The following is a 23336-nucleotide window of genomic DNA, read 5'->3' as shown; positions in this document are numbered from 1 at the left end:
CCCAATCCGCCACTGATTATACTCAGGCTGAGTTTGTCACCCATTGGGAGGCGGTGAGTGGAGCGGACAGCTATCTTCTTGACGTTTCGGAATCGGATAATTTCTCCAGTTTTGTCTCGGGCTATCAGAATTTGGCTGTGGCCAGCACTTCTCAACGGGTCGAAGGGCTAGCCTCAGGCACGACCTATTACTACAGGGTAAAATCTCAAAATGCCTCAGGGATCTCCTCAGCCTCTACCACAGTAGAAGCGCTGACGATTCCTGCCAATCCGGATGCCACTGTTGCCACTACTCTGACTGAGACCTCGGTAAAAGCCACCTGGCAGGCCGTGACCGGCGCCAGTGTCTACCGACTGGACGTCTCAGCTACCAGCGATTTTGATGAACTGCTCACCGGCTATGACGACCTCTCGGTCTCGGCCACCTCCAAAACTATCACCGGACTGGAAGGCGGCAGTACCTACTACTATCGGGTACGTGCTGAAAACGCCACCGGCACCTCAGACCACTCCAATACCATAGAGACCCTGACTGTGCCTGCTACACCCGTGGCCAGCAACCCGTCAGCCCATTCGACCAGTGCCTTCACTGCCCACTGGGAGCCGGTGAAAGGCACCGACACCTACCTGCTCGATGTCTCAGCCTCAGCCAACTTCTCCGACTTTGTAGAGGGCTATGAAGCCCGACCCATCACCGGGTCATCAACCCAGGTCAGTGGCCTGACGGCCGGTACCACCTACCACTACCGGGTCCGTGCAGCAAACACCAGCGGAACCTCCGATCCCTCAGAGGTCATCACCACCCTCACTATCGCAGAGCAAACCAGTATCCTCGGCTTTGCCGACCACACCTCTACCAAGTTTAGAGTCTCCTGGGAAGAAGTATCAGGGGTGGGTTCCTATCAGGTATTAGTCGCTACCGATCCCAACTTCAACGATACCGTAGCTGGTAATGACCCGTTGAAAGTGCAAAACTTCCTGACCGAAGCCTTCATCGAAGGACTCACCCCCAATACCATCTACTATGTAAAAGTCAGGTCCATCAACGGCTCAGGAAACTCAGACTACTCAGTCATCAAAACCACAGCCACCGCCAACAGCGACGGCTCGGTCGTCAAACCATCGATCAACAACCTGGACTTCGATGATCAGGCCATGAGCCTGACCTGGAGTGTATCGGGCGGTACTGGCGGCATTACCTCTATTCTGGTGAGCCATAGAAAAATCACCGAAAGTGAATTCACCACCACCCAGATCAGCGTAGAGCAGAGTGGAGACTATCAGATCAGTGTCGATACCGACTGGATGGACGCCATCGGTATGCAGTATCAGGTGGAAGCCCAGGACTTAGCTGGAAGAAATGATCTTACAGATTTGGTGACCTACAACAAGACTGTCGAAGACATAGAAGTCTCCATCACAGAGACCTTTGGTACCACAGTCAATGATTATCAAATCATCTCCATCCCCTATGAGCTGAGCACCACCAGAATCGAAGACCTCTTCGAAGGGGTGCTGGGCAACTATGACAAAGCCAAATGGAGACTTTTGAAGTACAAAAACGATGAAAGCGGTTACGTTGATTACGAAGACGGCCTCGCAGTCTCCAATGTTGAGCGAGGCGCCGGCTATTGGTTTATCTCTTCGCAAAGCGTCAACCTGATGTTTGGCGACGGCCTCACCCCATCCAACACCATCGATGAGCCCTTTGAATTGGAATTGAACCAAGGCTGGAACCAGATCGGTAATCCCTACCTGGAAGATATCAACTGGTCCGACATACTCAAGGCCAATGACAACCCCGAAGCGGTAGGATCGCTCTTGGTCTACAACTCGGCAGAAGCCTCATTCCAAGAAGGTGATGTGTTGCATGTATTCGGTGGAGGATTCGTGTTTGCCGACCAGGCCACCAGCCTGACCATCCCGGTAGACATCAACGTATCGGCCTCGGGAGGAAGAGTCCGCTCAGCAGCCCAGAGCGCCAGCGTCAAGGACTGGCAGCTGGACTTCCGCCTGACTCAGGGTCAGAAGGTCAATCCTCTCTCAGGGATCGGCATGAGCGCCATGGCCCAGCAGGGCAAAGATCAGGCAGATGTGCTGAACCCTCCTCACTTTGGCGATCAGGTATCGCTCTATACCCAGCACGACGACTTTTTCTATGCCTCTTTCACCAAAGACATCATCGACCTGCAACCGCAATACCACTGGGAGTTCAACTTGCAGTCCGGCAGCGACGAAGCAGTAGTGCTGAGCTGGGATCCCAGCCAGCTACCCGACGGCACCCTGATTCTCTATGACCTGCATGCGAATCGAATCGTAGACATGGCCAGCAGCAGTGACTACACCTTCACCAAAGCCAACCAGACTTTTAACATCTACTACTCAGCTCAGCTCATCGAGTTGGAAAACAACGCTCTGCAGTTGGGTCGGGCATTTCCCAACCCGGTCATGGATAACATGGAGATTCCCTATGGATTTCATATCGGAGCTGAGCGCTCTAAGGTCGAGATAAGGATTTTTGACAGGCAAGGCATCGAAGTGCTCCAGCACTCCACCACCTCTCAGGCGCAAGGCATCAGAAGTCTGGTGTGGGATCGCAAAGACACACAAGGCCAGCAGCTGCCCGCAGGGCTCTACTTCTATCAGGTATCCTCTATCACGGGTAGCCATAGTCAGCGGAGCACAGGAAAAATCATAATCAAATAAGTGATTAGAAATAGTAAATCATAGAACCATGAAAGCATATATTATTCCATTGATAGCCTTCCTGCTTGCCATCGGCAACAGTACGATGGCTCAAAATCTATCCGATAAATCAAACAGCCTTCATCTGGACTTTTCCGGAGAAGGGCTGCCCAACTCCCATAGCCTGCCCACCATCACATGGATCAGTCCCACCCTGGAGTATTCGAGCAGTGTGGAAACCAAAGTCCATATCAAGGCCAGGATCAGCTCCTCCAAGATCATAGATCAGATAAAGCTCAACATAGGCGACGATCAGAGCGGAGAGGTGTTAAGTTCAAAGTTGATTGAGATAGAACCGCATCAGAAGGAAGTGAACATCGATCAATCCATCTGGCTTCCCAATGGTGCGGTTTTCCTTGAGCTAGAGGTGATCGACCATCATCGGGCTACTGTATCGGCCCAGCGTAAGATGACCATAGGAGAAGGAGCGTTGAAAAACATGATCTCGATGAATAGAAAAGACTATGCCTTGATCTTTGCCACCGACCGGTACGACCACTGGGGCGATTTGGTCAACCCCATCGACGATGGCCATGCCATGGCCAAAATCCTACGCGAACGATACGGGTTTGAAGTAGAGATCATAGAAAATGCACCGGTAGACCAGGTCTGGTCAGTACTACGCAGCTACAACGAGAGAAACTTCAACCCACAGGATCAGCTGCTGATTTTCTTTGCCGGACATGGCCAATATGACGAGACCTTCGGTGAGGGGTATGTGGTGGCCTCCAACTCGCTGAAAAACGATGTAGCCAAAACCACCTATATCTCACACAACAGACTCCGGGGTGTGATCGACAACATCCCCAGTGAGCACATATTATTGGCTATGGATGTTTGTTTTGGGGGTACCCTGGATCCGGTGCTGGCCCGGTCCAGAGGCCTTCAGAGCTACACTGTATCGGTATCTGACATGCTCATCCGAAAATTTGACAAGCGCACCCGAAAGTACCTGACCTCGGGAGGCAAGGAATATGTCTCTGATGGCATCCCCGGTAGCCACTCCCCTTTTATGAGTAAGCTGCTCCATTCGCTCGGCACACTCGGAGGCGAAGACCGGGTACTGACCATGTCAGAGATCAAATCCAACATGGAAAACCTCTCGCAGGTGCCTCGGTTTGGCTCCTTCGGATCGGATGAAAAACTTAGCGACTTTGTGTTTATCGCTAAATAATCACAAACAAAATATCAAAGAAGCGTAGTTGCTCAAACCCCTGGAAACGAACCATTTTAGTTGAATAGTGGATACGCCCAGGGGTTTATTAATGACAACAACCAAGAATCATTATTTACTTGATAAAAAATTTACTGCTTGAATTATTGAAAAACCTATGATTAAGACACTAATAATAGATGAGGAGAGAGAGACTCGTGAGTTGTTGAGGAGCTTGATTTTGAAATACTGCAAACAAGCGCAGATAGTGGGCATGGCTAAAAGTGTGGAGGAGGGGCTTAAGTGTGTTGAAAGAGAAGCTCCTGATTTGGTGCTTCTGGACTTCAACTTACATGATAAATCAAGTTTTGACTTTGTCGATCAAGTGCCAATTCTTGATTTTGAAGTCATTTTCATTACGCCTTTTGAACAGCGAGCCATCAAGGCCATAGAATCTAGCAATGCAGCTTATTTACTCAAGCCAATTGGGCTCAATCAGGTAAAGTCCATAATGAAGAGAATGGTAGACAAACTTGATTCTCCTGCGATCAGTAGAGCAAAAGGAACCATTCCATTGCCTGATAAGGACGGAATCTTTTACGTTAACCTAAATGATATTGTAAGGTTTGAGGCCAGTGGAGCCTATTGCAAAGTATATTTCGTAGACGGCAGTAATCTCATGATGAGTAAGCATCTGAAATACTTTGAAAACCTCATCAGCCAATATGTGGGCTACCAATACCTTAGAATACATCAATCACATCTAATTAATTTGCTCTATGTCAAGAAGTATATTAAAAGTGACGGAGGATATGTAATCATGAAGGATGATTCACACGTCATTTTATCCAAAAGACATCGGAAGGATTTTATTATGAATATGGCAAAAGTTTAATGCCAATTGATAATCTTTTGATTTAAACTCAAATCATATCCTTGCTGGTTGAATATTTACATCCATCATAGCTATCAGTAGTTTGTTAGGGTTCGGCGCATCTGTGTCAAGCACAACCAAACAAAACAGCTATGAGAAAAATTAAAACATTATGGTTATGCACCCTCATGGTGTCTGGCCTACTAACAGAAGTATTTGCACAAACCATATCTATAGGTGTAGGAAACTGGAATAACACTTCCACATGGAGTACAGGAACAATCCCAGACCAAGCTACGGATGTAATAATAAGGCACACCGTCAGTATCCCATCTGGTTATGATGCAGTAGCACGCGATGTAACCGTGGATAATTCTGAATCTCGTGATGTAAGACTAAAGCTGGTGGGATCATCAGCTCGCAGCCTGCATGTATATGGGAATCTGACACTCACGGCTACCACGGCATATGAATGCTACATGGAAATCAGCTATGAACCTAATTCGGTCTTGGTAGATGGAAATGTATACATGACCAAAAACCTAATAGGATCGGTAGATTTTGGTCCACGATTGAGATTGAACGCCGGTCATATGACCATCAATGGTGATCTCGAGGTATCTATAGGTAACGGGGATGGATCTAATAGTGTCATCCTTATGAATGGAGACGCCGCGCATGGAGGCTTTGCGCCTACATTGGATATTTTGGGTACGTTTAGATATTCGACCTCATCAAACAATTCTAGCGTGGGGCTGAATCTTCACGACGAAACCGTAGTGACTTGTGAATTTGCAGATTTTGACCTGGATGGAGATGAGGGATCAAACCGAGACTTTAATGTCTATTTATTCGATGAGGCGCAGTTTATTATTAATCAAGATGCTAGCATCAGCAGAAGTGGTGGTAACCAATTCTACATTAGGATTGGACAAACTGGAGACAACGCATTATTCTCTATTGGCGGAGACCTGACACTAGACCATCTGGGAGGAGAAGATGTATCCGGTGATGAACTGGAAGTGGAAATCAACGGTACGGGTACATTTTATATTGGTGGAGATCTTACTGCCAACAGCGATTCGGAAAGAGCCTTGAGCATTATCGCCAACGAAAATGCTGCTGTCACATTTGATGGAGATGTATCATTGACCGGCACGGCTGACAATATAAGCTTAGAATTCAATGATAATTCATCAGTAGATTTTAGTGGTGAAATCAATATGGATTTTCCTGGCGGAACAGATTTCAGTGATATTATCGTTTTCAATGATGCGGCTGACGCTTCTTTTGACAATGCCACTTCCACTACTATAATACCTGCAGGACTCAATTTCACGAATCTAACGGTAGATACGGAATTTGGTATGGAGTTGTCCTCAGATATCACAATCAGCGGTCAGCTGGTTCTTCTAAAAGGAAAGTTAGATGCCCAGGGAAACACAATACATCTTGCAAGTACGGCATCGACCTCCATCACTAGAAATGATTCGGAAGTCACGTACCCTTCCTACATATACAATGGCAAAATTCGTCGTCAAATGTTGCTCTCTGACGGGGGAAGTTACATTTTCCCAGTCGGTCATGAGCTCACTGGTTATAGTCCGGTAATCTTAAGCGGACTGCAAGGTTCAGATGCTGAATTTGAAGTAGAATATATACGTGGCAACCCTGCTGTACAGGGATGGGGTACTGACGCCAGCAACCTATCTGGCGATCTAAAGCAGATAAGTATTCTTGAGGCTTGGGATATACATAAAGTGACTACTGATCTCGGAAATGCAATTGGAGCTGTGGTGACTCTGACACTCAATGACCAGTCTTCAGAAACTGGAGACTTTGCGGATTTGGATCCGGTCAGTTCGCTGCGAGTGGCACATTGGCTTTCAGCAACAAGCAAATGGGAAAGCCTCAGTGCGTCATCTGAGTACAATGCTGGCAACAGGACTATTTCTAGTAGTGGAGTCCAATACTCTTTTAGCGGTTTTTCTGTTGCGTCAGAAGATGAAGATTCGGGTCTACCGGTAGAATTGATACGGTTCACCGCAGAAGAAAACGAATCAGGAAATGGTATATTGATTGAATGGGAAACGGCCAGTGAGCTCAACAACTCTCATTTCATTCTCGAGAAGTCAACTACCTCAGAGAATTTCCAAAAGCTAGAAGAAATCGAAGGCAATGGCACCACAAATACACCAGTTGGATATAGCTATTTGGACAAAAAAAATGATTCTCGTTTTGCTTACTATCGCTTGAAGCAATATGACTATGATGGTACATTTTCTTTTTCTGAGGTGATTTCTATTGTCAACAAAAGTAACCAGAGCAGTTTGGTGTCACTTTATCCAAATCCAGTATCTACCGAGCTAAAAATTTATTTGAATCAAAAAAACCCATTGGCGCAAATCTCGATTGTAAGTGATGAGGCAAAAGAGGTTTTTACTTCAAGTGAATGGAAAGTCGGAGAAAACAGTTTGGATCTTCGCCAACTAGAAGCAGGAGTTTACTTTTTAATTTATTGGGATCCTGAGGGATTCCAGTCCTTTAAATTTATCAAGGATTAACGAGTAATTCTTAAAATAAGTCAAATCCACTTTTTGACTTTGAAGTATATGAGCATTGCTATAGATATGGCTCCCATTACTCCCCAGGTATAATAATATCCATAGGGGTGATGCAATTCCGGCATATTGTCGAAGTTCATCCCATATATTCCAGCAATGAAAGTCAGTGGAATAAATATTGTAGCTACGGTGGTGAGCACCTTCATGGTCTCATTCATTTTCTGACTTTGGGAAGCGAAGCAGATATTTGTAAGGCCCTCCAAAGCTCTGAGCGTAGCGTCTATTTCTTCCATCGCAGCTACAGCCGAATTATTGATATCCTTATAGTATTTGAGATTTACATCTTTAATTAGCGCTGTGTCGCCACTCAGGATATTGGATATAGCCTCTTTGAATGGTCCAAGTGCTTTTTTTATGATTTGAGCTTCACTTTTATGCTTTTCCAGTGCAATCAAAGTGGACTTATCCGGGTCGTTGATTACCACTTTTTCGATCAAAGAAATATCTGCGTTGATTTGATCGATGGCTTCAAAATAGTTGTCGACAATGGCGTCAAGCAGTTGAGATAAAAGATAATCGCCACCTCTTTTACGAATAAAACCCAGGCCTTCTTTAATCTTATGTCTTATGCCATCAAAATGATCACCCACTTCTTCCTGAAACGATATCACATACCCTGTACCCAGGATGAAGGATAACTGTTCTACCTCTACATTATCTTTAGTTTTAGCTATCGACTTGACACTAAAAAAAAGGTAATTGTCGTACTCTTCAGATTTGGATCGCTGTGTTGTATCCAGGATTTGTCGAATCGTTAGCCTATCCACCTGGACCATTTTACCTACCTCTTGCACCACCTGCTCATCATGGATGCCATGCAGGTTCAACCAATAGATGCTTTCAGGTTTGAGACGTTTTAATACCTGGAAGGATTTGAGCATCTCCTTATACTCGAGATCATCAGCGTTATATCTAAAAAGTTGATGCTGAACCTTGTCCATCTTTTTCTGGCCAATAAATGCCAATTCAGCTTTCGCTTTCGCTTCGGACTTTTTATCAGAATAGAGATTTTGTCCTAAAGAGCCAAGGGTCTTAATACCCTCTATTAACAATAAATCTGGTCTAGTAATATCCATGTCTTGTCTTTTGTTTTTTTACTATAGCCATATCCGAGATCATCTAAATAACGAGCTCTGCCATATTAATTAATCGCACTCAGGAATTTTGTATGCCTATTTGTGAGTAAACATATGACAAACCGCTATCTTTTACCATGAAATTTAATTTCTATAACTATGAACGGATATCTGGCAGACACCTTTAATTTATTTATAACAGGAGTCTTGATTATTTTGAATGCTTTTTTTGTAGCCGCCGAGTTTGCCTTGGTCAAGGTCAATAAAAGTAAGATCAAAGCCATGCAGAAAGATGGAAACCCATTCGCTTCAGTAGCACTTTGGCTTTACAAAAGACAAAACATGGCTCTCTCTGCCTGCCAGATGGGAATTACGATGGCTTCGCTAGCACTTGGCTGGATCGGAGAGCCCTCACTGGCTCATCTCATAAAACCCGTCTTGGAAGCGGGTGGTATTACCTCTGAGGTGGCATTGCATGGAGTCGCATTCACTATTGCATTCACCATTATCACCTCACTGCATATCGTATTAGGAGAGCAGTTTCCAAAAATATACGCTATCAGAAAGCCAGTGGCTGTTGTAGGGTGGTCAGCATTTCCTTTGAAATTTTTCTATGTCATTTTTTATCCATTCATGTGGGTGTTGGACAGAATTACTTCGAGTATGCTTAGCGCAGTAGGGATAGAGACCAAAGGCGAACACGAAGCAGTATTGACTGAGGAAGAGATAAGAGCCTCACTCAGCATTGCATACCATGCGGGGGATCTGACAGAGAATGAACACCAGCTACTCGATGCGGCCTTTTCATTCGATGATCATTTGGCCAGACAGATTATGTTGCCTCGATCTGAAGTCATATTTTTCGATCTAAATAAATCCTACAAGGAAAACTTGGACTTAGCCAAAAAAACGAGACACACACGTTTTCCGGTATGTAATGGATCACTGGATTCTATCAAAGGAGTAATACATATCAAAGACTTGCTGGGCGTCGAAATAGATAAGATGTCCCAAGTAAGTGACAGAGCAAGGCCTGCCATATTTGTCCCAGAAAACTTATCCATCAGTGCATTGCTACAGAATTTTAGAAGTCTAAAACAGCATTTTGCTTTCGTTGAAGACGAGTACGGTACTGTTATAGGCATAGTGACACTCGAAAATGTATTAGAAGAACTGGTTGGAACCGTACAAGACGAATTCGATGAGGAGGAATCTCCAATTCAAAAAGAAGCGCCAGGCAAATACATTGTCCATGGGAGTCAATCGATCGATCATATCAATGCAGAACTAGGAATCGAACTAGAAGCCAATGAAGCAAATTCGCTGTCAGGACTTTTTGTTGAGCAGGCAGGCATACCTTTGACCAAAGGTCAAAAAATAATACTGAATGATGGGACGATTGCCGAAATACTAATTCTAAAACAAAGGAGAGTGATAAAAGCCAGATTAAATGTACGCTCTGAAAACACTAAACAGTAATAAAAATGATAAGCTTTAAAAAGATACTTATCCCCTTTGATGATCGGCAGGTATCAAAAGGAGCCTTGGAGTATGCAGCTATGTTTGCTTCCTCTACGGGCGCAAGTATCACCGCTCTGTTTCTTGCAAACCCAGAGGATTACAAATCAAAAGAAGAGTTTGATGCGGAGCTAAAAAAGATGGTAGAGCAAAAAATGAAGCCGATGCTGCAAGAGGTAAGACTCACATACCCTAAGCTATCGAAGGTAGACTTACAGGTCAGAGGACTTACCCAACCTTTGTATCGTCATATCCTTGATTTTGCCAAGAATGATCAGATAGATTTTATCGTAATGAGAAGCCATGGACAGACTCTGGCTGAAGACTGGGAAGACAAACTCAACGATACGAACGCCTATAAAATAGTCTTGGAATCCAAATGCCCTGTTTTCACCTTTACCTCTATACCAAAAGCACCTAAAATCAACAGTATCCTCCTTCCCCTGGATCTGACAAATGGCAGCCGGTACAAAGTACCGCTCGTCATAGAAATAGCTAAGCAGTTCGGAAGCACAATCAAACTCCTGTCCAGTTCGGAAAACTTAGATGAGCATTATGACCTGCAGCAGCTTATGTCAGAGACTTTCAATGATCTAAAGAAAAAGGAACTCAATGTCACAGCCGGGCCGATAGAAAAACTACCAATTGCTGATGCCATTGTCCGACGTACTGCGCAAGGTGATGTGGATTTGGTCGCCATCATGAGCAGACCGGGATTTCGATGGTCAGAGCTCTGGGTCTCGCCCAAGGCCAAACAAATCCTGGCGCAAGCCAAGGTGCCCGTGCTCAACATCAGATCAAGCAAGAAACTTACCATCGATTATTAAACCTAAAAGCTGGGGATGGGAAAAGTAATATTATTTCTCATAAAGCGGATTACGCTTTTTTCTCCATTCTTATTCCAGATTATCCCTCAAGATCTTTTTTCAGGGTTATCAAACGAGGCAACTGCGGTCTTAAGAAAGTCGGGATGCTTGCGATATAGAGTTTTGACCAGTGACTGACATAAAAATTGATGCAATACTTGATACCACAACAAAAGCGGTAATATTTCTAATTGGTTAATTCAATTAGGCCTGAAAATGTTAATCTATTTACCAGTAAAATTGGCCTCTCTACGCTCGAGAAAGGACATCAATCCCTCTTTTGCATCCTCGCTTTTCATCAGGCGATGCAACTCAGGCATCAGTTCTTTTTCAGCATATGCCTGACCTTCAGTAATAGCGGTTTTGGCACTTACTAATGTGGCCTGCACTGCCAAAGGTGCTTGTTTCGCCATACGCTCAGCCAGTGCAGTAGCAGCGACTAATGGGTCGGCATGTATTTCCTGAACCAATCCAATTCTGAGCGCTTCCTGCGCATCAAAGCTATCTCCTGTCAGTAAATATCTCATCGCGTTGCCCCATCCACATCGCTGATGAAATCGTAGCGTAGCCCCACCAAAAGGCAAGATGCCTCGTTGGACTTCTATCTGACCAAAATGGCTATCCTCGCTCGCAAAACATATATCGTTGGCCAGAATCATTTCTATCCCAATAGTGAGACACGTGCCCTGCACCACGATTACTACAGGTTTAGTTCTCTTTTTGTCAAAAATTTGTAATGGATCGATATTGCCCTTTTCAAACAAGTTGGCTCCCTCGCTGATATGCTTGGATACATCTGCCAGATCCAGCCCGGCAGTGAAATGCTTGCCATTGGCGTACAGAAGGCCACAACGAATTTCTGGATCATTCTCCAGTGTCGTATAGGCCTCGGACAACTCCTGCAGCATAGCATATGAAAATGCATTCATTTTAGCCTCACGATTGAGCACAATATGCAATACATTATTTTTTATTTCTGAAGTCACCAAAGAATTACTCATATCTTAAATTTAAGAGATTAGAAGGTATTGTCATTAAAATAATTAAATCTTCTTAGAAGAAGAATCAAGCCTTTAGTTTTGCCGCCATGACCGAGCAACAAAAAGAGCGACTTATTGAAGATCTGAATCAGGTGGTCTGCCAGGCTGCCTTCGCAGCCAGACACCATGTGGGTACTGGTGAAAAAGAAGCTGGAGATCAAGCGGCTGTCGATGCAATGCGCATGGCTTTTGAGTCTGCTCAAATGGATGCCATAGTGAAAGTGGGAGAGGGAGAAAAGGATGAAGCTCCCATGTTGTACGTAGGCGAGGCCTTGGGTACAGGATCAGGTCTACGTTTGGATATCGCAGTGGACCCAGTCGAAGGGACTGCGCTTATGGCCTCTGGCAAACCCAATGCAATCGCGGTCGTGGCCGCCACAGATCGTGATGGGTTTTGGGATGCAGGGAGCGCTTATTATATGAAAAAGATCGTGGTAGGCAGCAAGGCCAAAGGCGTCGTCGATATCAACGCCTCAACTCAGAGAAATCTGGAGGCTATAGCCCATGCTAGTGGTAAAAAGATAGAAAACCTGGTGATTTATGTACTGGATAAGCCCAGACACAAAGAGCTAATAGCTGAAATTGAGGAATGTGGAGCAACGGTAGATCTGCATGCAGAAGGAGATGTGATAGGCTCAATATTGGCACTAATGCCCGACCATCCGGTAGATGCTCTCATGGGTATTGGAGGAGCGCCGGAGGCAGTCATATCAGCGGCTGCTGTACTCGCTCTGGATGGCGATATGCAAGGACAACTGGCACCTCAGCAAGACTCAGAGCGTACCAATCTACTTACAGAAGGAGCAATTTTGGATCAGGTTTTAAAACTCGAAGACCTCGTGAAATCCAATTGGGCCATATTTGCCGCGGCAGGAGTGACTTCAGGAGCGCTACTAAATGCCCCGCAAAAAGTCGAAGGCCGATGGCAGGCCGATAGTGTTTTGCTTGGGCCACAAGCTGGAGCTATCGTCCAAAGAGCCAAAAATTTACTCTCCGATTAATACAAAAGGCGCCCAGTAGTAAGGGCGATTATATTTATCATCAGCGATTAGGGACAGTTTGGCTTTTCTTAGCGCACCGCTAAAGGTGTTGTAAGTTGATGAATACAAATGATTGTTGTAGAAGTCAATCATAAGACGCGAAGTCGATTCATCGGCTACCGTCCATAGTGAAACCACCAGATTTTTAGCTCCCGCATAAAGCAGTGCTCTTGACAGGCCGATGATACCTTCGCCTTTTGAGATTTTTCCCAAACCTGTTTCACAAGCACTCAGGCAGACCAGATCTGCATTGATATTTATATTATAAATGTCGCCAGAATACAAACTGCCGTCATCAAGAAAAATTCTTGACAGATTGGGCTCAGATTCGTTGACCATTCCGTGAGTAGCAAAGTGTATGTACTTGTATTTTTTGATGCCTTCGTCCGTGATATTGGCTTTAGAAGCTTCCGCATTGATGAGCATGTCGGCTTCTCTATTGTTGGCTTTGAATAAATATTTGATTTCATCAATTTCAGCTTTTGATCCGGGGAGGTTGCTTAGCCTGCCTGACAATCCTTGATATTTTTTAGTTCCAAATTCTATTGGCGCGACTAGCAATATGTCTTCCGTAGCACCTTCGTAGCTTTCTATTTCTTTTTTTCGTTGGACGAAAAGCGTAGCGGAGTTGTCATAGCTGACATTATATTTTTTTATCACATAGGGCATGTCTTTGTAGCTCACATCACCTTCTAAGTTGGCATCAGTGACCAGTGCTTCGAACGGGATGGTGGAAAGGCTCCCTTCTGGAATGACAATCAACTGGTTGATGTCTTTAGCAATTTTAATAGGGAAGAGCTCCTGATAAAGCCTCTGTGCCGTGCTCAAAAATGATTTTTTCACATCATATTTCATCGAGTTTCTTAAGCCCAGAATTTGCTTATCGAAAGTTTCGTCTTTTGGCTGATTACTTACCTTATAATCATCCGCAGTAATCAGAAAAGTGAAAATCCTATTATTCGTGATGAAATGAGTAATCACAGCAGTCTGCGGTCCTAACGCACTTTGCAGTTCGCTGAGCTCGACGTGCTTCACATTAAATTTTAGATTATAATAGTTAGGATAGTTGGATTCCAGCTTACGCACAAATTCATTGTATCGGTTATTCAGAGCTAGCAGTTTTTGCTTTAAGTCTGACTCATTAGCTGGATCCTGATTTGTGGCCAGCAGCTGTTCTTGCAGCACTATATCTGCTTTGAGATCACTTTCTTCGGTGATTAGTTCAGTCGGGATTCCAGAAAACTGCTTGGCGTTAGTATCCTGAATCGCTGAAAGTAGAACCGCAGATTTGCTTTTCTCCGCAAAATCAAAAGCTTTCTCGTAGTAAGGCTTAGGCTTCATGACCACCTGACTCATTTGATAAGACAGCGTAACTCCAGATTCATAAATCTCCGCAGCCGTCGCACTCAACGAAATCTTATCTTTCTCACTGAGTCGAATCTGACGAATATGACTGATGAGCAAATCTGCCAATTCTAATGTCGTCAAGGCAGCCTTCAGATCCCGGAATTTTAAAGTCTTGTTGTAATGAAAGCTTTCGAACGCTTCTGATTTTTGCTGGAGTGAGCTCAGCAGTATTTCAGCATTGTAGTAGTTTTCTAATTTTGGGTTTTGATAAATATCCGTCAGCTCCTGGTCAGCAAGATTGGCATAAATCGCCTTTTGAAATGTCTCAATTGATGCACGATATTCAGTCTGCTTTAGATATACATCAGCCTTACGATTATAAATATTGGCTATTTCTGGATGCTTAGGTCCATATAGATCTGTGTACATTTCCAGAGCCTGATCTTGATATTCGAGTGCTTTTTCGAAATTTTGCTGATGATAATATACTTCGCCAATACTGAATGCCGCAAAAGCCTTGCTTGGATGCTTTTCAGGATATAGGTTGTTCCAGATCTCGGACACCTGTTGCAGGTTTTCTAGTGCCTGTTCATAGTTCTCCTGAATATCATATTGCAACGCAAGATTGTTAAGCACCAGGGCTATTTTTGGATGGTTGTTGTCATATATGGATTGATAAATTTTAAGCGCATTGTTAAAATATACCACCGCAGCGAAAGAATTGATTTCAGCATTCACCAGTCCAATATTGTTATAGGAGTCGGCCACCTCGGGATGATTTTGACCATAAAGATCCTTGCGTAAGTTCAAAGCATTTTGCAGATACTGCAGTGATAGATCCAGATTTCCATTGTTCCAATAGGCGATACCCAAATCATTATAGCAGTTAGCGTTTTCCTTTGAAGTAGTCACACCGGCACGCTCAAAAAGGCTTTGAGCTTTAAGCAAATCATCGATTGCCTCCACATTTCTTCCGAGGTGAAGATAAGCATCCCCTTTTACGCTGTAGTTTTCGGCCAATAGAAGAGATTGATCCTGTAGGTCGGCTTCGAGTGCGTTGCACATTTCTAAACCCGTGCTGGCATTGCCTAGTCGAATATTGGCTTCAGCTATTTTAATTTGACATTGTACAGATCCCTCACTATCATTTTGGGCTTGACATGCCTCATATACAGTTTGGTAGTTTTCCAGCGCCAGCTGAAATTCCCCAAGTTCAAAATGGGATTCGGCCTGTTGAAATACCTTGTGGTCGGTCACACCTTGGGCATGTGTGAGTTGTACCAACAACAAAAAGGAAGCGGTCAGTATTGAATATTTTTTGCTCATTATTTTAGAATCTAAATCCATAGGCTACTATAAAAACCTGAACTCTGGTAAGACCATCAGGATTTACTTTTCGATCTGTGAATTTTCTACCGTATGATAATTTGATGCTATTGCTTACATTGAAATTGTATGTAAAACTTGACAACAAGGTCATCGCTAATCCTGTTGTACCTTCCAATTTTTGGTACTCGCCGGTTGTTCGGTCAGCGATCTGATCTTTAGTGATTCTATAGATTGGCAGCAGGCCAATGTTGAAACTGTAGTTGGAAAATCTGAAATTTCGCTCCACACGGATCATTACATCTGTACCTCGTTTCAGTTTTGTGGCATTGTCATATGTCATGACGTAGCTTTCGCTTGGGTAAGTAGGAGGAAACCATTCTCCTCGCCAGAAATTGTTATTATTGGCCGTAAGTGCCATCTGTACCCCGGCAGCCACTAGCCATTTCGAACTAATCATGGATCCACCGGCTACAAAATCGTAGCTTCCCAGACTGGTTTGATAGTACATAGGCAGTGAAAGACCTTTAGAAGCTGGTCGTTTTGAACCACTGTCTTTTTTGTCAGCATCATTGCTTGGTATTTTCATTCCGATCGTTGCATTTATATCGAATCTTTCATTGCTAGCCACTCGCTGAGTCAAACTTAGTGAGATATCGCCCATCCCCGAGGTGTTGTCAAAGTTGCCGGTGACCCACTGATAGGGCAACTTGATCTGAAAACCTAAATTGTTGGTGATGGAGAAAGAGGCATCCAGATTCGCTACATTGATGATGGGGGATGTAGTGGATTCACCGTAGTAATAGCTCACTTCTATTGAGCGTAGTTTTAATTCTACTTTTTTGTTGTAGGCCTGATCAGGCTTCATTGCACCCATGGTGCAAAACCCTGCATCACTGCAGCCTTGAGCGGTCACCAGACGAGTGTCTAACAGACCAGTCAATATTATCAAAAACAAAATAGTTAATGTTCGTTTTTCCATAGCTCCAAATTTATTTAATAGTATATAACTACTAACAACTTCTTAGTCACATCCCCATCATTTTTCGATCAGTTGTCATCCACCTTCGGTTGATGTCATTTCTTGCTGGTCCAGGACCTCATCCGTACTCAGCTCTCCTTGTTCTGACAAGGCGACCGCAACAAATCGCAGGCTTGGAATCTCCTCGCATACGATGATCATCATCACAGTAATGGGTACACTAAGAATCATTCCCATGACACCCCATATGGCACCCCAGATTGTCAGTGAGAGTATGACTACCAGCGAACTCATATTTAGTGAATTACCCATCATTTTTGGTTCGATGATATTACCAACGATTACCTGAATGACGCCTACTGATACAAGCACGTATACAAATGGTGCCAATTCGCCAAATTGAAGTATGGCAAAGAAAGCAGGAAATAAGGTAGCAATCAATGATCCGACCGTAGGAATATAATTAAGAACAAATATCATCATAGCCCAGAAAAATGGAGAATCTATGCCGAATAGCATTAAGACCAAATAGCTCAATAAGCCGGTGATAAAACTGACAAAGGTTTTAAGCAATAAATACCGACCTATGTTTTTATCCATTTTGTTTAATAGGCTAAATTTCTTCTCTCTTTCTTTTTGATCTGGATAGAATGCTGCCATTTTTCGGTCAAAAACAGTCTCTTCTACTAGCAAAAAGATCAAATAAATAAAAATGAGGAATGCATCTCCCAGAAGAGTGGTGGCAGTATCTATCATCATACTGATAAATTCTGTAAAGTCAGAGTTTTGAACATAGCTAATCATCTGTGCGGCTAGGTCCACGCCTACGAGATCGTTGAGTTCTTGCATGGCCAATAGCAGGTTGGCTTGATACTCCTCTAGCCCAACAGATAGATTGGACATGCTGATATAGAGCATTTTCCCTACCACAAATAGTATGACATTCATGAAAAGAAAGGAAAAGGTGCTTTGGGCCCAGACGGGTACTTTTCTGGCTACAAATGGTATTCTTACCAAATACTCTCGTGCCTCATGTATAATAAACCAAACCAGCATGGCAATGATAAATGGGATCACATACTCCTCTGTATAATACAAGATCATGACTATGGCTACTGCACTTATAAGGATATATGTTATTTTGGCCAGGTCAGGTGCTTTTACGGAGTTTTGATTGGACATAGAGGGTTTAGTTTACGATGATAACCTAGCTGATTGTATCTTCCAGGGCTAAAGATATTGTAAAATAATTAGCCAGCCACATCAAAAAATCGTTGTCAAACGAAAGTTTATTTTGTTGAGGCTTTCACTCAACCCCACGATTTGGGTTAAATTTGTATTATCAAGTAATTAATGAGCTTTTTGATGAACTAAATTTATAGATCTGAAAGCAAAAATTGGCATGGAGCAAGTGGAATTACAACCTAAAACCAGAGCTCAGTATCTGGAAGAAATCAGTAGATTAAAGAAGGAAAAGAATGCGGTTATTTTAGCCCATTACTATCAGGAGCCTGATATTCAGGATATCGCTGATTTTGTAGGAGATAGTCTTGGCTTGTCTAGAAAAGCCGCCGCCACGGACGCAGATATTATTGTCTTTGCCGGGGTTCATTTTATGGCAGAAACGGCCAAGATCATCAATCCTGACAAAAAAGTGATTCTACCAGATGTCAATGCTGGCTGCTCACTTGCAGAATCAGCACCCACAGGGCCTTTCAAGGACTTTGTAGATGCCCATCCTGATCATATAGTGGTGACCTATATCAATTGTACTGCGGAGATCAAGGCCATGAGTGATATCATCTGTACTTCTTCGAATGCAGTGGATATCATCAATTCTATTCCAAAAGATCAGAAAATAATCTGTGCTCCCGATAGAAATCTGGGAGAATACCTGATTCAGCAGACTGGCCGGGACATGGTGCTATGGGACGGCGCATGTATGGTGCACGAAGCTTTTGCTATGGACAAGATCTTGGACCTACACAAAGAGAATCCACAGGCCAAATTCATCGCCCACCCCGAATCTGAGCAACAGGTGCTTCGCGTCGCCTCGTTTGTGGGGTCTACCGAAAAACTGCTCAACTTTGTTCAGGACGATGAGTCACAAGAATTTATTGTGGCCACAGAAGCGGGTATTCTCCATGAAATGCAGAAGAGAGTGCCAGATAAGAAACTTATACCGGCGCCGGCCAAGGAAGACAACACTTGCGCATGCAGTGAGTGTCATTTCATGAAAATGAATACACTGGAAAAGCTCTACCTCTGCCTCAAAAATGAAACTCCAGAAATCATAGTACCAGAAAACATAAGAAAGAAAGCGCTCATTCCTCTCGAGCGAATGTTTGAACTATCTAAATAATTTATGATCAAACACGACTTTCTTATCATCGGTTCTGGATTGGCAGGCCTGACCTACGCCCTCAAAGTCGCCAGACACTTCCCTAAAAAGCAGATAGCCGTGGTGACAAAGGCTGCGGCCAACGAGTCCAATACGAAATACGCCCAAGGCGGCATGGCTGTGGTCATGGACAATGTCACAGATTCTTATGACCAGCATATACAAGACACGATCATAGCCGGAGATGGTCTCTGTGATCCTGAGATAGTAGAAATGGTGGTAAAGGAGGCTCCTGAGCGACTAAACGAATTGCTGAGCTGGGGTGCGGAGTTCGACAAAACCAAATCTGGAAGTTTTGACCTGGGTAGAGAAGGGGGACATTCTCAGAATAGAATTCTTCATCACAAAGACATCACCGGCTACGAACTGGAGGAAACGCTCCTATCGCAAGTGGCCGAATGTAAGAATATCAGCCTTCTTAGCCATCACTTTGCAGTTGACCTGATCACCAATCACCATGTGCAGGCCTGGAAGGGAAGAGAAAGCAACCGGTGCTTTGGTGCATATGTACTCGACGAAAAAACAGGTAAGATCGAAACTTACCGCTCCCATATTACTTTGCTGGCGAGTGGAGGTATAGGTCAGGTATATCAAAATACAACCAATCCCAAAGTAGCCACAGGAGATGGTGTGGCGATGGCTTATAGAGCCAAAGCTCGAATTCAGCATATGGAATTTGTGCAATTTCACCCTACCGCTTTGTATGATACAAGACCGGGTCAGACCTTTTTGATTTCAGAGGCTGTGCGTGGTTTTGGGGCTGTCTTGAGAAATCGTCGAGGCCAACTTTTCATGGAAAACTACGACGAGAGAAAAGAATTGGCCTCGCGAGACATAGTATCTCGTGCCATCGATAGCGAACTCAAGAAAAGTGGCGATGACTATGTCTACCTGGATTGTAGACATTTGGAGCCAAAAGCTTTTGAAAGCCACTTCCCCAACATTTTACAAAAGTGTAAGGAGCTGGGAATAGACTGGCGAAAAGATATGATTCCGGTCGTGCCGGCTGCACATTATTTGTGCGGAGGTGTAGTCACCAATGCCTTTGGGCAAACCCAAATAGCCAACCTGTATGCGTGTGGCGAATGTGCCTACACGGGCTTGCATGGAGCCAACAGATTGGCATCCAACTCTCTCCTCGAGGCACTGATTTTTGCCCATCGTTGTTATGAAAAGTCAGTGACCGAAATAGAAATTGAGGCCGAAGAAGTGGAGGTGCCAGAGTGGAGTGAAAAAGGTACCACCAACCCAAAAGAACTTATTTTGATCACCCACAACAAGAAAGAAGTACAGGCGATCATGAGTAACTATGTAGGTATCGTACGCTCTGATATCAGGCTGAATCGAGCATCCAATAGGTTGAAGGTGCTGTATGAAGAGACCGAAGATCTCTATCGAAAAACCAAGATATCACCACAGTTGGCAGAGCTTCGAAACCTGATTACCATTGCTTACCTGATCGTAAAACAATCACAGGAGCGAACCGAAAATAGAGGAGGATTCTACAAGGAAGCCTAATTAAATAGGGGTAAACCGGCTCAATGGGGTTTATCTAAGGGTACATCAACTTTTCTTATGATCCATAGATTCAAAATTCTGACGCTGCTGCTTGTTTGGTCGATCACCGCATGTGATGACAGTCCTGATCCTCAATTTGAGCTTCCCGACGATGTAGACCTGGCGGAGTCATTTTTTGTGTATATAGATTTGAATGACAGATCAGGAGATACATTTAAAGTGCAAATGTATGTCAATGAACTGTCTGAGGACAATGATGTAATTCAATTTGCCGCAACAGTCCCTGGTACTTATGACATTTCTGATGTAGGCAGATTTGTTACCAATTTTCAAGCCTTTGATGAAGCTGGCAATACGCTGGTAAGCGAATCTGTAAGCACCAATCAATTCCGAATTCTTGAGCCAGAGTCGGCTTATAAAATCACCTATGAAGTATTTGAAACTTTCGATACCCCCGTATCTACCAATCAGATTTATGCCATGGCAGGCACTTCCATCGAGCACGACCACGTGCTACTCAACACCCCAATGGTGATAGGATATCCTACCGGATTAAAAGAAAGAGACTATTTTGTGTCCTTGAGTTACCCCGAAGAGTGGACGCTTGGCACCGCCTTGGAGGTCTATGGTGAAAACGTATTTAGGGCAACGGATTTCGATCATTTGGCAGACTCACCCATCCTGTTGGGTGAAATGACCACCAGTACTATAGAAGTAGGTGGTGCGGATATCAATGTACATGTCTACTCAGAGGGTCAGAATATCACCTCTACGCTAGTGTTAAACGATGTCGAACAGATCTTGCTGGATGCAGAAGCTTTTCTCAAAACCCTTCCCACTGATCAGTACGATTTTTTATACCATTTTGGAGACGTCAATGCGGGTGCACTTGAGCACTCCAAAAGCTCAGTATATGTGTTGAGAGATGGACCATACAGTGCCAATTATGGGGCGGCCATTAAGAGCATCTCGGCGCATGAGTTTTTCCACGTGGTTACACCATTGAATATTCATAGCGAGATCATAGCAAATTTCAATTTTGCGGTGCCCACACCATCACAGCACCTTTGGTTATATGAGGGAGTCACAGAATGGGCCTCCGATTTTATGCAGTATCGAAATGGCTCCATGTCGCAGACTACCTTATTCTCTGAGCTTGGGAGAAAGGTAGAGGTAAATAGCTTTTTTGACGAAGATTTCAGTTTAGTAGATATCAGCACCCAGTCTTATACCCCGTCTGGTGGTGAGCAATTTGTTAATATTTATAATCGGGGAGCTTTTATTATCAGCTTGTTGGACATTCGGCTTTTGGAGCTTTCAGATGGCCAACGTGGCATGCGTGAAGTAGTACTGGAGTTGGTTGAGACCTTTGGACCGGATAAGGCCTTTTCGGAAACGGATTTTTTTGATACGGTAGTAGACATGACCTCTCCGGAAATCGAAGATTTTATAGATAGCTACATCAAGGGCACGGAGACTCTCCCTATTCAGGAGTACTATTCAAAAATTGGTGTAGAATATAACGCAAATGAATTTGAGTTTTCCAAAATGGATAACCTCAGTGCTGAACAGACCAAGCTGCTCGAAGCCTGGTCTACTAACTTGTAAGGCTGACAACCTATTCGGCCTTCCTCTTGCCCTCCTGAAGGCCCTTTTCGTAGAATCCACAAGAGGATAACTGCTCAATAATTGAATCATGTTCAAATGATGATCATCAAAAATTACCAGGCCCAAAACCTATCTATTTAAAGGCAGGACGGGAAATAAATACAGTGCAAACGGCGTGATAAAAATCGTTCAACGTGCTGCTACAAGGGCTAACCTCAAGGAAAGAGTTATTGCCAGGGCACAATCCATAAAGACTACAGAGATATACACTCATGTTGCAGTTTTAGGGATGAACAAAATAAACAATCCTATAGATTCTATGATACCAAAAGGCATATAAGTGTACTTTTGTATGCTTATTGAATTGTTGTGACTAATACAAAAAGGCACGAAATAATGACAAGAATAATTTACTACGTAGCAAGTTCAATTGACGGATTCATTGCAGGTCAAAATGACGACATAAGTGACTTTGCAGCAGGCGGAAAAGGCGTGGACAAATACTTAGCTGACTTGCAAAATTTTCAGATTGTAATTATGGGTCGTAGAACCTATGAATTTGGATATCAATATGGACTTGAACCAGGTAAGCCTGCCTATCCTCATATGGAACACTTCATTTTTTCAGACTCATTAAAAATTGAAAACTTGGCTGAAACAGTACATATTGAAAAAAAATCAATAAACAGAGTTAAGGAAATAAAAGAATCAGCTCAGTCTGACATTTATTTATGCGGTGGTGGAGAATTTGCAGGTTGGCTTTTGGACAACGAACTTATTGACCAACTGAAATTGAAATTAAATCCAATTATTCTCGGAAATGGAATTCGACTTTTTGGAAACTCAAAAACCAAAGCCAAATGGAACTTGAAAGAAACTGAATCATTTGAAGATGGACTAAAAATTCTGACTTACGATATTGAAAAATAAAGTACTAGCCACAACAAGGCATATAGCTTATGGCGGATAAACGGTACTTTGCAAGGTTTTCGCTCCTTAGCCAGCTTTTGTTTCTGTGGACAGGAAAGTGTATCGAAAACACCACAAACCCAAAGTAAACCGTTCACGTGCTGCTGCGAGGGCTAACATAAAAAAGAGTCATTGCCAGGGCACAATCCATGAAGACTACAGAGATATACACTCATGTTGCAGTTTTAGGGAAGAACAATATAAACGACGCTATAGATTCTATGATGCCATAAGCTTTATAAGTGTACTT

At 43.6% G+C, this 23336-nt stretch carries 17 protein-coding genes; 11 read left to right on the top strand and 6 right to left on the bottom strand.

All coding sequences use genetic code 11. The annotated features are described in order from the left end of the window. Positions 1 to 466: 466 nt before the first annotated feature. A complete protein-coding gene (locus ABJF11_RS06880) occupies positions 467 to 622 on the bottom strand; it encodes a hypothetical protein (protein WP_348118987.1) in 156 nt (51 codons plus the stop codon). Between ABJF11_RS06880 and ABJF11_RS06875 the strand changes: the two genes are divergently transcribed. The 4 genes from ABJF11_RS06875 (at position 549) to ABJF11_RS06860 (ending at position 7335) form a co-directional block, all read left to right on the top strand. After that, positions 549 to 2705: a fibronectin type III domain-containing protein gene (locus ABJF11_RS06875; RefSeq protein ID WP_348118986.1), complete on the top strand. Its 2157-nt coding sequence runs from the start codon at positions 549 to 551 to the stop codon at positions 2703 to 2705. The genes ABJF11_RS06880 and ABJF11_RS06875 overlap by 74 nt on opposite strands. Positions 2706 to 2733: 28 nt before the next feature. Then, positions 2734 to 3918: a caspase family protein gene (locus ABJF11_RS06870; RefSeq protein WP_348118982.1), complete on the top strand. Its 1185-nt coding sequence runs from the start codon at positions 2734 to 2736 to the stop codon at positions 3916 to 3918. Between the two features lie 157 nt (positions 3919 to 4075). After that, positions 4076 to 4792: a LytTR family DNA-binding domain-containing protein gene (locus ABJF11_RS06865; protein ID WP_348118980.1), complete on the top strand. Its 717-nt coding sequence runs from the start codon at positions 4076 to 4078 to the stop codon at positions 4790 to 4792. 131 nt (positions 4793 to 4923) lie between these two features. Then, positions 4924 to 7335, top strand: coding sequence for a T9SS type A sorting domain-containing protein (locus ABJF11_RS06860; RefSeq protein WP_348118979.1), 2412 nt, complete (start codon positions 4924 to 4926; stop codon positions 7333 to 7335). Between the two features lie 20 nt (positions 7336 to 7355). On the opposite strand, the gene corA is transcribed toward ABJF11_RS06860, so the two are convergent. After that, a complete protein-coding gene (corA, locus tag ABJF11_RS06855; RefSeq protein WP_348118977.1) occupies positions 7356 to 8471 on the bottom strand; it encodes a magnesium/cobalt transporter CorA in 1116 nt (371 codons plus the stop codon). Positions 8472 to 8630: 159 nt separating this feature from the next. Between corA and ABJF11_RS06850 the strand changes: the two genes are divergently transcribed. Together ABJF11_RS06850 and ABJF11_RS06845 are read left to right on the top strand one after the other, a co-directional pair. Then, positions 8631 to 9950 carry a hemolysin family protein gene (locus tag ABJF11_RS06850; RefSeq protein ID WP_348118976.1) on the top strand — a complete coding sequence of 440 codons (1320 nt, stop codon included), beginning with the start codon at positions 8631 to 8633 and terminating at the stop codon, positions 9948 to 9950. 5 nt (positions 9951 to 9955) lie between these two features. Continuing rightward, the gene (locus ABJF11_RS06845) at positions 9956 to 10816 is read left to right on the top strand and encodes a universal stress protein (protein ID WP_348118974.1); all 861 of its coding nucleotides are present in this window, start codon (positions 9956 to 9958) and stop codon (positions 10814 to 10816) included. Positions 10817 to 11079: 263 nt separating this feature from the next. Here ABJF11_RS06845 and ABJF11_RS06840 read toward each other — a convergent pair whose 3' ends face one another. Further along, complete coding sequence (locus ABJF11_RS06840) at positions 11080 to 11856, bottom strand: crotonase/enoyl-CoA hydratase family protein (RefSeq protein ID WP_348118972.1); 777 nt, start codon at positions 11854 to 11856, stop codon at positions 11080 to 11082. Positions 11857 to 11942: 86 nt separating this feature from the next. On the opposite strand from ABJF11_RS06840, the gene glpX reads away from it, so the two are divergent. Continuing rightward, a complete protein-coding gene (gene glpX, locus ABJF11_RS06835; protein WP_348118971.1) occupies positions 11943 to 12896 on the top strand; it encodes a class II fructose-bisphosphatase in 954 nt (317 codons plus the stop codon). Here glpX and ABJF11_RS06830 read toward each other — a convergent pair. From ABJF11_RS06830 to ABJF11_RS06820, 3 genes are all read right to left on the bottom strand, one after another. Next, complete coding sequence (locus tag ABJF11_RS06830) at positions 12882 to 15608, bottom strand: CHAT domain-containing tetratricopeptide repeat protein (RefSeq protein WP_348118970.1); 2727 nt, start codon at positions 15606 to 15608, stop codon at positions 12882 to 12884. The two genes, glpX and ABJF11_RS06830, sit on opposite strands and share 15 nt — an antisense overlap. A gap of 4 nt (positions 15609 to 15612) precedes the next feature. Next, positions 15613 to 16590: a hypothetical protein gene (locus tag ABJF11_RS06825; RefSeq protein ID WP_348118969.1), complete on the bottom strand. Its 978-nt coding sequence runs from the start codon at positions 16588 to 16590 to the stop codon at positions 15613 to 15615. 75 nt (positions 16591 to 16665) lie between these two features. Then, positions 16666 to 17772 (bottom strand): AI-2E family transporter, encoded by a 1107-nt coding sequence (locus ABJF11_RS06820; RefSeq protein ID WP_348118968.1) that lies wholly within the window; start codon positions 17770 to 17772, stop codon positions 16666 to 16668. A gap of 220 nt (positions 17773 to 17992) precedes the next feature. Here ABJF11_RS06820 and nadA point away from each other — a divergent pair, with 220 nt between their 5' ends. From nadA to ABJF11_RS06800, 4 genes are all read left to right on the top strand, one after another. Further along, on the top strand, positions 17993 to 18952 hold the full coding sequence (gene nadA / locus ABJF11_RS06815) for a quinolinate synthase NadA (RefSeq protein WP_348118967.1): 960 nt from the start codon (positions 17993 to 17995) through the stop codon (positions 18950 to 18952). Positions 18953 to 18955: 3 nt separating this feature from the next. After that, entirely contained in the window at positions 18956 to 20509 is a 1554-nt protein-coding gene (gene nadB / locus ABJF11_RS06810; protein WP_348118965.1) for an L-aspartate oxidase, read from the top strand. A gap of 57 nt (positions 20510 to 20566) precedes the next feature. Beyond that, positions 20567 to 22117: a peptidase gene (locus ABJF11_RS06805; protein ID WP_348118964.1), complete on the top strand. Its 1551-nt coding sequence runs from the start codon at positions 20567 to 20569 to the stop codon at positions 22115 to 22117. Between the two features lie 369 nt (positions 22118 to 22486). After that, complete coding sequence (locus tag ABJF11_RS06800; RefSeq protein WP_348118962.1) at positions 22487 to 23047, top strand: dihydrofolate reductase family protein; 561 nt, start codon at positions 22487 to 22489, stop codon at positions 23045 to 23047. The last annotated feature ends 289 nt before the right edge of the window (positions 23048 to 23336 follow it).

The sequence above is a fragment of the Reichenbachiella sp. genome (assembly GCF_039941815.1).
In the GTDB taxonomy this organism is placed as follows: domain Bacteria; phylum Bacteroidota; class Bacteroidia; order Cytophagales; family Cyclobacteriaceae; genus Reichenbachiella.
This window is presented reverse-complemented; position numbering and strand designations above follow the sequence as displayed.

Excerpts from the sequence above, each read along its gene's own strand:
- ABJF11_RS06870 (WP_348118982.1), top strand. The coding sequence starts at position 2,734 with ATGAAAGCATATATTATTCCATTGATAGCCTTCCTGCTTGCCATCGGC.
- ABJF11_RS06865 (WP_348118980.1), top strand. The coding sequence starts at position 4,076 with ATGATTAAGACACTAATAATAGATGAGGAGAGAGAGACTCGTGAGTTG.
- ABJF11_RS06860 (WP_348118979.1), top strand. The coding sequence starts at position 4,924 with ATGAGAAAAATTAAAACATTATGGTTATGCACCCTCATGGTGTCTGGC.
- corA (WP_348118977.1), bottom strand. The coding sequence starts at position 8,471 with ATGGATATTACTAGACCAGATTTATTGTTAATAGAGGGTATTAAGACC.
- ABJF11_RS06850 (WP_348118976.1), top strand. The coding sequence starts at position 8,631 with ATGAACGGATATCTGGCAGACACCTTTAATTTATTTATAACAGGAGTC.
- ABJF11_RS06845 (WP_348118974.1), top strand. The coding sequence starts at position 9,956 with ATGATAAGCTTTAAAAAGATACTTATCCCCTTTGATGATCGGCAGGTA.
- ABJF11_RS06840 (WP_348118972.1), bottom strand. The coding sequence starts at position 11,856 with ATGAGTAATTCTTTGGTGACTTCAGAAATAAAAAATAATGTATTGCAT.
- glpX (WP_348118971.1), top strand. The coding sequence starts at position 11,943 with ATGACCGAGCAACAAAAAGAGCGACTTATTGAAGATCTGAATCAGGTG.
- ABJF11_RS06830 (WP_348118970.1), bottom strand. The coding sequence starts at position 15,608 with ATGAGCAAAAAATATTCAATACTGACCGCTTCCTTTTTGTTGTTGGTA.
- ABJF11_RS06825 (WP_348118969.1), bottom strand. The coding sequence starts at position 16,590 with ATGGAAAAACGAACATTAACTATTTTGTTTTTGATAATATTGACTGGT.
- ABJF11_RS06820 (WP_348118968.1), bottom strand. The coding sequence starts at position 17,772 with ATGTCCAATCAAAACTCCGTAAAAGCACCTGACCTGGCCAAAATAACA.
- nadA (WP_348118967.1), top strand. The coding sequence starts at position 17,993 with ATGGAGCAAGTGGAATTACAACCTAAAACCAGAGCTCAGTATCTGGAA.
- nadB (WP_348118965.1), top strand. The coding sequence starts at position 18,956 with ATGATCAAACACGACTTTCTTATCATCGGTTCTGGATTGGCAGGCCTG.
- ABJF11_RS06805 (WP_348118964.1), top strand. The coding sequence starts at position 20,567 with ATGATCCATAGATTCAAAATTCTGACGCTGCTGCTTGTTTGGTCGATC.